Genomic DNA, 13,333 nt, shown 5'->3' with positions numbered 1-13,333 from the left:
AATGAGGGAGATGTTTGGGGAGCTCTATGAGAGGTACTCTGTTCTAGATGATAGCGATGAGTTCTGGGAGTATCTCAAAAAGCCTTTAAGGCAGAGTATCAGAATTAACACGCTTAAAGCTCCTTTTGAATCCATAAAAGAGCGCCTTGAGGAGGAGTATATCCTCGAACCGATTCCGTGGGTGAGGGAGGGATTTTTCATCAATAAATCAGAGTTCAGCGATGTCCTTGAGCATGCCCTTGGACTCATATTCCCCCAAGAAGCCGCCTCAATGATTCCTCCTGTTGTCCTTAATCCAAAACCCGGGGAACTCGTGCTGGATATGGCTGCAGCTCCTGGAGCTAAAACAACACAAATAGCACAGTACATGAGGAATGAGGGCTGCATCGTCGCAAATGATATGAAAAAGTTTAGGGTTAACATCCTCATTGCCAATTTGAACAGATTTGGAGTTTTGAATGCCCGGGTCACCCAAAAAGATGGAGCATACTTCGGTCGCTTCAGGGAGACTTTTGACAGAATTCTTCTCGATGCCCCATGCACCAGTGTGGGGATGATAAGGAAAAATTTCAAATTTGCAAAGGGCTGGAGCATGGATAGGGTTTACATGTACTCAAAAATCCAAAAAAAGCTGATTATAGCCGCCTATAAAGCTTTAAAACCTGGAGGGATTTTGGTATACTCAACATGCACGGTTGATCCCTTCGAAAACGAAGAGGTCGTGGATTACCTCCTGCGCAAAACTGATGCAAAACTTGAGAAGATAAAGCTCCCGCTCAAATCGAGCCCGCCGGTTTTGGAATTCGATAGTCATGAATATTCAAAGGAGGTGAAAAAATGCCTGAGGCTTCACCCGCAGGACAACGACACGGAAGCCTTCTTCGTGGCAAAGATAAGAAAACCATAGAGGAGGAAACCAAAAAAGTCATAGAGCTATTAATCGAACAGTATGGATATGCTCCTGATTTAATCTTTGAAATCCGGGGGAATAGAAAGGTATATGCCTATAAAGATTGTCCTCTCGATATGCAGATCCATGCCGAGAGGGGCATATATTTCGGAAAAATTGAGAGCGACGGAATAAGGCTCACGATTGAGGGGGCTTTTTTGGTGGGTCCAAAAGCCGAAAGAAATGTTATAGAGCTTGATAGGGAGAAGATGCTCAAATGGATGAAGGGGGAGGATGTACCCGTGGATTTTGAGGGGAATGCGTGGGTTATTCTCAAGCATAATATGTACTATCTTGGAGGGGGCAAGGCTTCCGGAGGTGTGGTGAGGAATTATGTGCCCAAGGATAGGAGGATAAGATAGCTCTAGGGCGTGTTTAGTTTAACTTCATTATCACGCGATCTATCCCGCAACCAACAAAGAGCGCAGCACATAACACGTTACAAATAAAAGTTACTACAAACCCAGCCAAGCCCCACAAGCCTCTTAAGTTTTGATGTGAATTGAGTTATGAGGTGAGAATATGGAAGTACCATTGAAGAGGCTGGATAATATTAGGTGGGAGATTCCAAAGTTTGATAGACGGATGAGGGTGCCGGGTAGGATTTATGCAGATGACACTTTAATCCAAAAGATGCGGGGAGATAGAACCCTCGAGCAGGCGGTGAATGTGGCAATGCTCCCCGGAATATATAAGTACTCGATAGTCATGCCAGATGGTCATCAGGGGTATGGCTTCCCCATAGGGGGTGTGGCTGCTTTTGACGTTAAAGAAGGTGTGATAAGTCCCGGAGGGGTCGGTTATGATGTGAACTGCCTTGCTCCGGGTTCAAAGATCCTCACGGAGCATGGGTACTGGGTTAGGGCCGAAGAGATGCCAAAAAAATTCAAGCTCCAGGGGGTGAAGGTTTACAACCTTGACGAAGGTCATAATGACTCATCACGGGTGGCATTCGTTGCTGAGAGAGATGTTGAAGATAACGAGCTTGCTGTGAAAATCGTTACCGAGTCCGGGAGGATCATCGAGGGGAGTGAAGAGCATCCAGTGCTCACTCCTGAAGGTTATATACACCTCAGCAATATCGGCGAGGGTGACTTTGTGATGGTTTATCCATTTGAAGGCGTGGAGTACGAGGAAAGGAGGGGAATAATACTCGATGAGGGGGCATTTAGCGATGCCGATGGTCAGATTGTAGAATATCTGAAGGAGAAAAACCTCATTCCTGTAAGATGGGATGACCCGAGAATAGGAATTCTAGCGAGGGTTCTTGGTTTTGCATTTGGCGATGGTCATCTTGGGGAGATGGCGGGAAGGCTTACCCTTAGTTTCTATGGAAAGGATGAAACGCTGAGGGAACTCAAAAAGGATCTGGAAAGGCTTGGCATTAGAGCTACCATATACGTGAGAGAGAGAGACTACAGGATCGAGACCCTCAATGGTTTGTACACGGGAAAGAGCATTTCCGCCGAGCTAAGGATTGCCTCAAGAGCCTTTGCTCTGCTCATGGAGAAGCTCGGAATGCCCAGGGGCAAGAAGGTTGAGAAATCCTACAGAGTCCCCGAATGGATTAAAAAAGCACCCCTCTGGATAAAGAGGAACTTCCTGGCCGGCCTCTTTGCCGCGGATGGAAGCATCGTAGAGTTCAAAGGAGTTACCCCATTACCGATAAATATCACCCAGTCAAAGGCTGAGGGGCTTGAGGAGAACCTCAGAGAGTTTATGGAAGAGATTGCAAAACTCTTGGAGGAATTCAATGTTAGAAGCACTATCTACCGGGTCAGATTAAAGCAAGGCGTCACGTACAGGCTCGCCCTTGTTGGTGAGAAGAGTATCAGGAACTTCTTGGGGAAGATAAACTATGAGTATTCCCCTGAGAAAAAGATCAGGGGGCTGATAGCTTACGCCTACCTACACTTTAAGGAGAGGGTTAAGGAGGAGAGAAGGAAAGCGGCTGAAATTGCGAGGGATGTCTACCAAAAAACCGGAAGTGTATCCAAGGCTTATGAAGCGGTTAAGACCGTCGTAAACAGGCGCTTCGTAGAGAGGGCAATCTACGAGGACAAGAAAGAGCCGCGTGTTCCGAAGTACTTCCCGACGTTCGAGGAGTTCGCGCGCGAGAGGGGCTACGGGGGTGGCTTTGTCGCCGAGAGGGTCGTTAAAGTCGAGAGAGTCAAGCCAAAGTACGGGAAATTCTACGACATCGGCGTCTACCACGGGGCTCACAATTTCATTGCCAATGGCATCGTTGTGCACAACTGTGGCGTCCGCCTTATCCGCACGAATCTAACAGAGAAGGAAGTGAGGCCCAAAATAAAGCAGATTGTTGATACCCTCTTTAAGAATGTCCCAAGCGGCTTGGGAAGTAAGGGAAGGGTAAGGCTTCAATGGAGCCGGTTGGATGATGTTCTTGCAGATGGGGCAAAATGGGCAGTGGAGAATGGATATGGATGGGAAGAGGATTTGGAACATCTCGAAGAAGGAGGAAGAATGGAAGGAGCCAATCCAAATGCCGTTAGTCAAAAAGCGAAGCAAAGGGGAGCCCCCCAACTGGGCTCATTGGGGAGCGGGAATCACTTTTTAGAGGTTCAGATTGTGGATGAGATTTATGATGAGAATATCGCCAAGGCATATGGCCTCTACAAAGGACAGGTTGTGGTGATGGTCCATACGGGATCAAGGGGATTAGGACATCAAGTTGCAAGTGATTATTTAAGGATAATGGAGAAAGCAAATAGAAAATATAATGTGCCATGGCCCGATAGAGAGCTTGTGAGTGTTCCATTTCAAACGGATGAGGGACAAAGATATTTTAGCGCAATGAAGGCTGCTGCTAACTTTGCTTGGGCAAACAGACAGATGATAACCCACTGGGTGAGGGAGAGCTTTGAAGAGGTCTTCAAGCGTAAAGCGGAAGATTTAGAGATGAGCATAGTTTACGATGTTGCCCACAACATAGCAAAGGTGGAGGAGCACGAGGTGAATGGAAAGAAAGTTAGGGTTGTCGTTCACAGAAAAGGGGCGACGAGAGCATTCCCACCAAAACATCCCGAAGTTCCAAGGGCATATCGTGATGTGGGACAGCCTGTTTTAATACCCGGTTCTATGGGCACGGCGAGTTATGTTCTGGCTGGGACAGAGGGGTCTATGAGAGAAAGTTTCGGCTCCACATGTCATGGTGCAGGTAGGTTGATGAGCAGGCATGCCGCCACGAGGGCATGGAGGGGAGAGAGAATTGAGCGCGAGCTCGCACAGAGGGGCATATATGTTAGAGCTGCGAGCAAGCGCGTGGTTGCGGAGGAAGCCCCGGGAGCCTACAAGAGCGTGGATAATGTTGTCAACGTTGTTCACAAGGCAGGGATTGCCAAACTTGTTGCAAGGATGAAGCCAATGGGTGTGGCCAAGGGGTGAGATCTTCTATTTTCAATTTTTGTAAAAATAAAAAGAATCACCTTAAATCGCTCGTCATGAACCTTGTGTATGCTATTGTAAACGGCAGCAGCAGTTCCACAAGAAGCATTGCAAAGCTGTTGAAGCCTGTTGAAAGTGATTCTCCCAAGGGTAAATAATCTTGGGCAGCTTCATCTCCTGCAAAGGCGCTTATTATGAGCTGTCCATAATGATGCGTTGGGTCCAAGAGGAAAAGCCTCTTTTGCCAGAGATGCCTTTTATTAAGCCACTCATCCATTGCGGGGCACGGGTTATGAGAGACTCTTTGAATCGGTTGCCCCGGTACTATTTCATAATGCTGAGGCGGGCAGTAGGGCTCTTCTCCTGCTATTTTATCTGCAGCGATGTTTACAGTGATTGGATATATTAGAGTTAGGAATATCGCCAAGGCTATTGCCAGCAGCATGGCGGTTTCCGGCTTTTTTAATATGGTAGATAGCATGATTCCCATGCTCAGAAATGTCATCATGTAAATTAGGGTGAATACCGCCGCTATTAGTGCCCTTATGAGCGAGGCACCATCTAAAGGTACTCCCAGCAGAAGGAGGTAGGCTATTGAGAATATATACCCTGTCATTATTATCGAAAATAATGCCAAACTGTTGCCAATGAATTTCCCATTTATAACCTGATCCCGGTAAACAGGATGGCTCATTAAAACTTTGGCGGTTCCTTCCTCTATTTCCCGGTTTATTGTATCCGCCCCTAGTGCTATCCCAATTATAGCTCCGAAAAGCATAAGTGCCATTAAATTTGTGGTTATGGAAATTGAAAGGGGAGTTGCCGTTATGAACCCTTCTGCTCCTGTTAGCGATAATGAGGCATGGCTAACCTCTATCTGGCCCGCAGAGTTTATTATCTCGTCCTTAATTGCATAATTGAAGAAAAAAGTTATGAGAAGGTAAAAAGCCATGAGGCTTATGAACCTCTTGCTTCTTATGGAGGAATAGAACTCCTTGAAGGCTATGTTGAGCTCTTTCATGCTAACGCCTCCCCACACGGCGCATCATCAATATAACTGCCGCAAATGCAATCACTAGAATTATCACCCCCACATATGCTGAGCTTGAGCTCTGTCTGACTCTTGCAGTGAGCTGGATTTGAGACTCCACCTGATCAGACTTCACATCTATACTTATTCTATACTCTCCAGCGGGAGTTGTTTTCGAGGGTTTTATGTAAAGGGTTATTGTTTCAATGTTCTTTCCTTCTATCTTGGCCAGTTTTTGGGGTTTCACCTTAATGTCCCATCCCTTTGGAGCATTAACCTCAATATTAACGTTGGTAACAGTGTTTCCCAGGTTTCTCAATATTAGGGGAATGCTCTTTTCCTCATCGGGCTTCAGGGATACCAAATAGTTTGATGTTTCGATGGAGAGCATATATTTCCCGATAACCTCCACTTCAATTCTCTTCTCTATTTCATTTCCCGAAGAACTCCTTAGCCTCAGTGTCGCATTATAGACTCCTGGCTGTGCGTTAAAGGATGGGATAATCCTCAAATACACACTCCTGGCTTCCCCGCTATCCACTTTTATGCTCTTGATCTCCAGGTTGCTCTGAGTATCCCTGAGGAAGTTCACTGCCCAATCGGAGGGAAGTCCCTCAATGCTCAGAGCGTACTCATCATCCTCCTTACCCAGATTTTTAATCCTAATCTCATAGGAAGGCTGGTTATTAAATCCGGTAGTCAGATGGTTGCTTTCCATTTCCACTGTGAAATAATAGGAGAGCCTCTTTAAGGTAACTGTCTCTTCTTTTTTCTCACCATCCTCCAGAATAATCTTCTCCTCTTTGCTTTCATAGCCTTCCTTGCTTACGGTTATTGTGTAATTTCCCTTTGGGAGCTCCCTCTCTAAAACTCCATTACTGTCCGCGATGTATGTCTCATTCTCAATCTGAACCTTTGCTTTTGCCACAGGTTTTCCTCCATCATCAACTATGCTCAAAATAAGTTTTGCCGGCTCTCCTTTGTGTGTTTTGTAAATGAAGACACTCACGCTTTTCTCCATTCCATTAACTGAAAATTTTATTTCATGTTTGCCAAGTTCGGCATTTCTTGGCGTTTTTACCACAAGCGTTATTTGTCCGCTTTTGTCTAGGAGGAATGATCTGATTCTCTGCCCATTTAAGGTGAAGTAGGCATCCCAGTTTGCAGGTTTCTCCTTTATCTCAAGCTCGATGCCCCTCTCATCTCCGTGGTTTATGAGGTCTATTGGAAAAGTGACGGTATTTCCGGCTTCGGCTTCCACCCCGAGGAGGGGTGTTTTAACTTCCATTCCCTCTTTTTCAATTACATCAAACGTTATTTTCCTTGTCTCGTTTCCAATGGCAAAACTCACGCTGTTTTTTCCCTTTACGCCCACAGGGATGTCAATTTGAAGGATCAGGTTTGCAGAACTCCCTGTTTTTACGTTAATTTTGCTGACCTCATAGTTATTTCCCCCTTCGAGAAACCTAACCTCCCATCCAGATGGCTTTGAGACTACTCTCAAGGGGAGATTTAAGTCCTCTCTGCCATTGTTTATCACAGTAATCGGGACTTGAATCTTAGAACCAGCTTCTGCTTTTAACCCCTCAAAGGGGTAGTAAATCTCATAATCTTTCTTCTCCTCAATCTTCACCTGCACACCAGCATGGTAGACTCTCAAAATCCCCTCGTTGTACACAAGGGCAAGCCTATCGTAAACTCTGGAGGAGTTATCCTTCACCAGCATGTCATTTCCATTTATCTTCAGAGAGATGCTTTCGTTGCTGGATTCGAGTATTTTGATAGAATATCCATCGATTTCAAAGGATGTTCCAGCCTTAGGGGCTATCTCCGTAGCCAGAGTTGGCTTGTATTGGAGGACGATAAATATCTCCTGTGTCTCCTCGTTGAAGCTTCCGGGAATTATTCTGATATCCTCCACCTCGATTATATCCTTCAGTTCTGCAACATCCTTAATTTGCTCTCCTTTGTAGATTATTGCATAGGGTTCCTGCACCTGCGAATTGTTTGTATACCCCTGAGTTATCTTAACGTGATAATCCCCCAGAATCAAAGTTTCCCCTATCTTTACCTTCCCTTCGAATACGCTTATCCATGGCTGTGACGTTCCCATTGGTAGTGTTGAAGCTAGCAAAATTAAAACCATGACAAAAACAACCTTCCTCATTTTTATCCCTCCTTTTTATAAATCGTTTTGAGGAACACGTCCTCCAGACTGGGTTCTTCAATTTCGAGGTTTATGAGAGTTATATCCTTTTTTGATAGATAGTCGGATATCTGTTCTCTTATGTCATCTCTGGCAAATATTATTGCCTTTCTCTCATTTATCCTCTCCACTCTAATTATTCCATCGAATTCAAATTCAGGCAGTGCCTGCTTTGCCTCTATCTTTATCTCATATCCTTCGAGCTCCATGAACTGTTTCTTTATATCCTCCAGTGTTCCAAGAGCCTTGAGCCTTCCACCTACGAGGATTCCAACTTTATCACTCAGCTCCTCGACTTCACTAAGGATATGTGATGAGAAGAACACTGTTTTCCCCTTTTCTGCTTCTTCCTTTACAATGCTTTTGACAAGATGAGCTCCCTCGGGATCTAAACCACTTGTGGGCTCATCGAGTATAAGCACCTCGGGATCGTTTATCAGTGCCTGGGCTAAAAGCAAGCGTTGCTTCATTCCCTTCGAGAATGTCTTGGCTTTTCTATAGCGAACGTCCCAGAGACCGACCATTTTGAGAAGCTCTTCTATACGTTTTTCTTTCTCTGATCTGTCCATGTCATAGAAGTTGGCAAAGAACTCTAGATTGCGCCATGCGGTGAGCTCGTCATAGACTGTTGCGTTCTCCGGTAAATATCCTACCCTTTCCTTGACTTTAATGGGTTCTCTGAAGACATCATGACCAAGAATCCTTATATTTCCGCTGTCAGGGATTATCAATCCCAGCATGCTGAGTATTGTTGTGGTCTTTCCAGCTCCATTTGGACCCAAAAATCCGAAGACGCAGCCTTTTTCAACGTTTAGAGTTAAACCATCAACAGCTTTGAGCTCCCCGTACTTCTTAGTCAAATTTTCAATTTCAATGGCGTACATAAAATCACCTCAGATCAGCCTTCATGAACTTGGTATAAGCTATTGCAAAAGGCAGGAGAAACATTACGACGAGTGCTACAATGCCCTGCCACACGAGAGTTAGACTTTCACCTATGGAGCGCTCTTCGAATATGCTTCCACCAAAGAGTGTCGCACCACTTATTTCGGCTTTTGTGCCGAATATTGCCCCTATAACTGAGTTATAATGGGTTGATGGAGCTATGTAGAGCATCCTACGGAGTGTCTTGTAGTAGTTCTCAAAACCCTGCTGTGGAGCCATATATTGCGTGGTGTTGTTAACCATCACCATTTGGGAGGTTGCGCTCATAAGCTCCTCTCTGTGCATGGCAAATGCAATCACACCCGCTATCATGGGATAAACCAGCTCAATGAATATTATGAGGATTATTGCAACTATAAGTGCTGTTGAGGGTTTCTTCACAAATATTGATATGAGCATCCCGATTACAAGGAAAATCAGGGTGTAGATTAGGGAGAAGGGAAGTGTTGCAAGGAGCATTGTAATGTCCCTCATCCCCACCGGAACTCCAAAGATAAGTGCCAGGGAAATGGTGAGCACGTAGAAGAGCAGAATCCCAAGTGTTATCGTTATTGTGGAACCTAAGAATTTTCCATTTATGAATTGATCTCTATAAAGAGGCTTACTTAATGTGAGCTTTATTGTCCCTTCCTGAATCTCCCTGTTGATTATGTCATATCCAAGTGCCCCGCCTAAGAATGGAAGAAGGTTTGAGAGGGCACTTGAGAATGAGGATGTGAACATAATCTGGAAGGGAGACGCTCCTTCGTAGAGCTTTTCAAATTGAGGGGTCTGTGACAGAGACCATTTCATTAAATAAACCCCACCAAATGCCATAAGCACGAATATAGTGAGGATTATGTAAAATCTTTTTGTCTTCAGCTGGAGGTAAACTTCTTTCTGGGCAATATTAAGGATAGGATGCATTAAAACACCCCCTAAGTTGGTTCAATGTGAAATAACGTCTCTTACTTATAAAATTTACGAAAAGAATAAGAAAACCATCACTCCTTTTCAACAATCACTGCAGTTCCGTAGGCAAATATCTCTGCAACGCCTGAGGCTATTCCTGAGGTCATAAAGCGAACCCCTACTATTGCATTGGCTCCCATTTCTTTGGCATGCTGTATCATCCTCCGTATGGCAATTTCCCTTGACTCAGCGAGCATCTCCGTGTATTCTCTAACTTCTCCACCAGCAATGTTTCTCAATCCAGCTAAAATATCTTTACCAAGGTGTTTAGCTCTGGCAGTCCCCCCTCTTGCAATACCGAGCACTTTAACGATCCTATATCCGGGTACGTGCTCGGTTGTGGTAATTATAAACTCCTCCATATCCACCCCTCCCATACCTCGAATTCCGAGGTAATGTTAACCTTCAAAACTTAAATACTTTTCTGTAGAGAAAGCATGGGTGATACTGTGAAGCTAACTCATGTTGATGAGAAGGGTGTTAAGATGGTGGAAGTTGGACACAAGGAAGTAGTTTTTAGAAAAGCCGTGGCGAAGGGAAAGATAAGACTCAAGCCGTAGACGATTAGGCTTATTCAAGAGGGAAAGACCAAGAAGGGAAATGTTATTGCGAGTGCGCAAATAGCTGGAATCCTGGCTGTAAAGAGAACCTGGGAGATTATCCCATTGTGTCATCCGATTCCCTTAACGGGAGTGGATATAAGCTTTGAGTTCGGCGAGGACTACATTGAAGCAACTTGTGAGGTTAGAGCATATTACAAAACAGGCGTCGAGATGGAAGCCCTAACAGGCGTAAGCGTTGCGCTATTGACGATTTGGGATATGGTAAAGGCTGTTGAGAAGGATGAGAAAGGACAATATCCAGCTACGATGATTTACGATGTGAGGGTCGTGGAGAAGGTGAAGGAGAAGTGAAGCTCAACAGTGAAGCCAAAAGGATTTACAATCAAATCACCGGCGAGATCAAGAAGAGAATTATCTTAAAAGAGAGCCTAGCATATTTGGAGCACTTTTCTCCCACAAACGATAAGGGGGAGATACTGAAGCGCCAGGCCTACCTCAAAGAGAATCTTAAACTGGTTAAGCCCGAAATGAGGAATCTTCTGCTGAAAATCAAACCAATACGTTTTAGGAAAAATTTTCTTTACGACAGGCTTTTGGTTGTTGATGAGAGCGAACTTGAAAAAGCTCAAGCGTTGGGGGTTTGTGAAGTCTCCACAGAGCCTTTAGAAGGGTACGATTTAATTTTAAGCACGATTGATGTTGATCTGAGCGTTGGGGATATTGCCCCCGAGCTCTACATAATGCCTCTCTGGGAGAACAGAGAAACTCTTGAAGCCCTTGCAAGAATTGGGGAGCTTACTGGGGAAGGAAGTGTCGCGGGAGAAATCCTTGAGGGTCTTAAAGAGCTTGATGAAGTAATGAAGCGGAAAGGGCTAATAGAGGACTTAGATGAGCTTGTAGCCTATGAAGAGAAGAGGCTCAACGAGAAGATAGCAGAAAAGCTTGAAAAGTTCAGCTTAACTTTGAGTGGAAAGGAGCTTTTAGAGTTCTTGAATGAGCTTAAAAGTGGCAACTACGAAGCAATATTCGCCCACTTTTCAGAGGTTGAAGGGGATATATTGAGCGAGATAAATGAGAGCGAAAAAAAGCTGAGTGAGATGCTCGGGTTTACAGTAGAGCTCTTTTCGAGAGAGAATCTTTACCCCGTTGAAGTATCAGCGGAGCAAATCGAGCTTTTGAGGCATGAGCTTGAGAAGGAACTCAAAGTAGAGCTCTACTTGAAGAGCCGCGAGATTTTGGAGAAAGTTAGACCTCTCCTACCGAAGCTTAAGGAAGAGCTTAAGAGAGCTTATGAGCTGGAGTTCCTCAGGGCAGTGAAAGAATTTACTGAAGGATTTACTTTTCCAGAGATTGTTGAAGGAGGCATAGCCTTTATCAATGGGAGGCACCTCTTCATTGAGCGCCCTCAACCTGTAAGCTATGTCGTTGGCAATGTCAAATTGACTTTTGATGGAACCAATGGAGAGAAGGTTCTTATCCTAACCGGTGCAAACAGCGGTGGCAAAACCTCATTGCTTGAACTTATTTCTCAAATAATTATCTTGGCTCACATGGGCTTCCCTGTAAATGCTGAGAATGCTTATGTTGAGCCTCTCGATGAGCTTTTCTTCTTTAGGCGTAAGCGCTCCTCCTACGGTGCTGGAGCGTTTGAAACAGCCCTTAGAGGGTTTGCACGCTCTCTTGTTCGCGAGGGCAAAAAGCTGATCCTTATTGACGAGTTCGAGGCAATAACCGAACCCGGTGCAGCTGTCAAGATAATTGGTGAGCTATTGAAAATTGCCCATGAAAAAGGCTTTTATGTTGTCATTGTGTCCCACTTAGGTGAGGATTTGATGAAGATTCTCCCCTTTGCAAGAGTGGACGGTATCGAGGCAAAGGGACTCGATGAACATCTAAACCTAATAGTTGATAGACAGCCGAAGTTTGGCGTTTTGGGCAAGAGCACTCCAGAGCTGATAGTCCAAAGGCTCTATCACAAAAAGAGAGGCAGGGAAAAGGAAATTTTTGAGAGAGTCTTGGGAGCTTTTAGAGGCTGAAATCCCACCGCTCTTTTAAAGCCATTTTCTGTGTTTTGATATGTGGTAAAGAGCTAAAAATGAAGCCAGTGTTGAGAGGTATGGGCTCACCATATAGAGCGGGGTAAAAAGTGCAAATATTGGGACAGCGGCCAACAATAGCTTTAAGCTTTCGAAGAGATACGTCATTCCAAGCTTTGTGAGAGCGTAGAGCCCTATTAGACTTATTATGAGTTCAATTGGATAAAACATCACCTTACTGTTCGCAAGACAAAAAGTCCAGGGGTGGGGGTTGAGCCCTATAATTCTATCACTCAATAGGGGTATTCCACGAGCATAGAAATCGCAGAGTAAATGGAGTGCGTTTCCTAAAAGCCCGTATGGGCCAAACGGGAGAACATAAGCAAAGGACACAATAGAGTGATTGAAGAATGCTCTAGTGGGAGAGCTCCAAGAGGGATGGACAATGATCATCTGGACATAGCTCAAATCTGGCGCTAAGCTCCCCAATATTAGTTTTGCACTCTTTTTTCTGTCAAGCTTTAAAAAATAGGCGAATATAAAACCCAAGAGAATGTGTGTTGTTCCAAGCATCCAACCACCTTCTTTACTTTATCCACTTCCTCTCCCTCACATACCTTCCCCTGCTCTCAATCTCCCCTATTTTCTCTTTTACCTCATCCGTTTTTTCTTTGCCTCTAATCTCTGCATACCCCTGGAGAACAGCTTCAAATCCCTTATCGAACCATTTATAGTGAGTGCTCTCCATAGCGCGCTTTAAGAGGTGTAAATCAACACCTTGGGCTTCTAATGTTGGGTCAAAGTCCGCAAGACCGAAGTCTATGAAGTAAATTTTTCCCCCTTTAAGGACCATATTTGACGTCGTTAAATCGCCGTGCACGATTCCGGCTTCGTGTATCTTCCCGAGTTGCCTTCCAATTTCTTTGCACAGTTCCAAGCGCTCTTTCATTGGCACTCTATCGAGGAGCTCCTTTAAGCGTTCTCCCTCGATGAATTCCATCACAATTCTCATGTCCTTAAGGTCAACCTCATAAATATGGGGTACATTTACACCAGATTTCTTAGCCCTGTGCAGTATTCTCGCTTCTCTAACGGTCCTTTCCCTTCTAAGCTTTTCATCTATCTCTTTTATGCGATATTTCTTTGGTATCCTGTCCTTTATTATGACCTTCTCTGTGCCTAACGGGAAATAGAGCTCTTTAAAACTGGCTAGATATATCCTAGCCTCGGCACCTTGCTTTATCA

11 protein-coding genes and 1 pseudogene are annotated in these 13,333 nt (G+C 44.7%); 5 read left to right on the top strand and 7 right to left on the bottom strand.

Features of this window, described 5'->3' with window-relative positions; translation table 11 throughout:
• Nucleotide 1: 1 nt before the first annotated feature.
• The 3 genes from ACXJGZ_RS04510 to ACXJGZ_RS04500 all read left to right on the top strand — a co-directional run bounded on the left by ACXJGZ_RS04510 (nt 2) and on the right by ACXJGZ_RS04500 (nt 4,357).
• On the top strand, nt 2-907 hold the full coding sequence (locus ACXJGZ_RS04510; protein WP_456321752.1) for a tRNA (cytosine(49)-C(5))-methyltransferase: 906 nt from the start codon (nt 2-4) through the stop codon (nt 905-907).
• Nucleotides 838-1,311, top strand: coding sequence for a methyltransferase RsmF C-terminal domain-like protein (locus tag ACXJGZ_RS04505; protein ID WP_456398388.1), 474 nt, complete (start codon nt 838-840; stop codon nt 1,309-1,311). The genes ACXJGZ_RS04510 and ACXJGZ_RS04505 overlap by 70 nt, the downstream gene beginning before the upstream one ends.
• Before the next feature lie 160 nt (nt 1,312-1,471).
• Nucleotides 1,472-4,357: an intein-containing RtcB family protein gene (locus tag ACXJGZ_RS04500; protein WP_456398387.1), complete on the top strand. Its 2,886-nt coding sequence runs from the start codon at nt 1,472-1,474 to the stop codon at nt 4,355-4,357.
• A gap of 37 nt (nt 4,358-4,394) precedes the next feature.
• On the opposite strand, the gene ACXJGZ_RS04495 is transcribed toward ACXJGZ_RS04500, so the two are convergent.
• From ACXJGZ_RS04495 to ACXJGZ_RS04475, 5 genes are all read right to left on the bottom strand, one after another.
• A complete protein-coding gene (locus ACXJGZ_RS04495) occupies nt 4,395-5,378 on the bottom strand; it encodes an ABC transporter permease (RefSeq protein WP_456398386.1) in 984 nt (327 codons plus the stop codon).
• Between the two features lies 1 nt (nt 5,379).
• The gene (locus tag ACXJGZ_RS04490; RefSeq protein WP_456398385.1) at nt 5,380-7,554 is read right to left on the bottom strand and encodes a COG1470 family protein; all 2,175 of its coding nucleotides are present in this window, start codon (nt 7,552-7,554) and stop codon (nt 5,380-5,382) included.
• 2 nt (nt 7,555-7,556) lie between these two features.
• Nucleotides 7,557-8,477 carry an ABC transporter ATP-binding protein gene (locus ACXJGZ_RS04485; RefSeq protein ID WP_293255409.1) on the bottom strand — a complete coding sequence of 307 codons (921 nt, stop codon included), beginning with the start codon at nt 8,475-8,477 and terminating at the stop codon, nt 7,557-7,559.
• 4 nt (nt 8,478-8,481) lie between these two features.
• Entirely contained in the window at nt 8,482-9,444 is a 963-nt protein-coding gene (locus tag ACXJGZ_RS04480) for an ABC transporter permease (RefSeq protein WP_293255406.1), read from the bottom strand.
• A gap of 77 nt (nt 9,445-9,521) precedes the next feature.
• On the bottom strand, nt 9,522-9,851 hold the full coding sequence (locus ACXJGZ_RS04475; RefSeq protein ID WP_456398384.1) for a YbjQ family protein: 330 nt from the start codon (nt 9,849-9,851) through the stop codon (nt 9,522-9,524).
• Between the two features lie 87 nt (nt 9,852-9,938).
• Between ACXJGZ_RS04475 and moaC the strand changes: the two are divergent.
• Nucleotides 9,939-10,403 (top strand): annotated as a pseudogene (gene moaC / locus ACXJGZ_RS04470) (cyclic pyranopterin monophosphate synthase MoaC).
• The gene (locus tag ACXJGZ_RS04465) at nt 10,400-12,088 is read left to right on the top strand and encodes an endonuclease MutS2 (RefSeq protein ID WP_456398383.1); all 1,689 of its coding nucleotides are present in this window, start codon (nt 10,400-10,402) and stop codon (nt 12,086-12,088) included. Before moaC ends, ACXJGZ_RS04465 begins: the two are co-directional and overlap by 4 nt.
• Before the next feature lie 15 nt (nt 12,089-12,103).
• Here the strand turns inward: ACXJGZ_RS04465 and ACXJGZ_RS04460 are convergent, their stop codons facing one another.
• Together ACXJGZ_RS04460 and ACXJGZ_RS04455 are read right to left on the bottom strand one after the other, a co-directional pair.
• Nucleotides 12,104-12,661, bottom strand: a complete 558-nt coding sequence (locus ACXJGZ_RS04460) for a hypothetical protein (protein ID WP_456398382.1) — start codon at nt 12,659-12,661, stop codon at nt 12,104-12,106.
• Between the two features lie 13 nt (nt 12,662-12,674).
• Nucleotides 12,675-13,331: a Kae1-associated kinase Bud32 gene (locus ACXJGZ_RS04455; protein WP_456398381.1), complete on the bottom strand. Its 657-nt coding sequence runs from the start codon at nt 13,329-13,331 to the stop codon at nt 12,675-12,677.
• Between the last annotated feature and the right edge of the window lie 2 nt (nt 13,332-13,333).

It is taken from the genome of Palaeococcus sp. (in: euryarchaeotes) (assembly GCF_053987695.1).
This window is presented reverse-complemented; position numbering and strand designations above follow the sequence as displayed.

What these genes read in the sequence shown, in the direction of transcription:
- ACXJGZ_RS04510 (WP_456321752.1), top strand. Translation starts at nt 2, where the DNA reads ATGAGGGAGATGTTTGGGGAGCTCTATGAGAGGTACTCTGTTCTAGAT.
- ACXJGZ_RS04505 (WP_456398388.1), top strand. Translation starts at nt 838, where the DNA reads ATGCCTGAGGCTTCACCCGCAGGACAACGACACGGAAGCCTTCTTCGT.
- ACXJGZ_RS04500 (WP_456398387.1), top strand. Translation starts at nt 1,472, where the DNA reads ATGGAAGTACCATTGAAGAGGCTGGATAATATTAGGTGGGAGATTCCA.
- ACXJGZ_RS04495 (WP_456398386.1), bottom strand. Translation starts at nt 5,378, where the DNA reads ATGAAAGAGCTCAACATAGCCTTCAAGGAGTTCTATTCCTCCATAAGA.
- ACXJGZ_RS04490 (WP_456398385.1), bottom strand. Translation starts at nt 7,554, where the DNA reads ATGAGGAAGGTTGTTTTTGTCATGGTTTTAATTTTGCTAGCTTCAACA.
- ACXJGZ_RS04485 (WP_293255409.1), bottom strand. Translation starts at nt 8,477, where the DNA reads ATGTACGCCATTGAAATTGAAAATTTGACTAAGAAGTACGGGGAGCTC.
- ACXJGZ_RS04480 (WP_293255406.1), bottom strand. Translation starts at nt 9,444, where the DNA reads ATGCATCCTATCCTTAATATTGCCCAGAAAGAAGTTTACCTCCAGCTG.
- ACXJGZ_RS04475 (WP_456398384.1), bottom strand. Translation starts at nt 9,851, where the DNA reads ATGGAGGAGTTTATAATTACCACAACCGAGCACGTACCCGGATATAGG.
- ACXJGZ_RS04460 (WP_456398382.1), bottom strand. Translation starts at nt 12,661, where the DNA reads ATGCTTGGAACAACACACATTCTCTTGGGTTTTATATTCGCCTATTTT.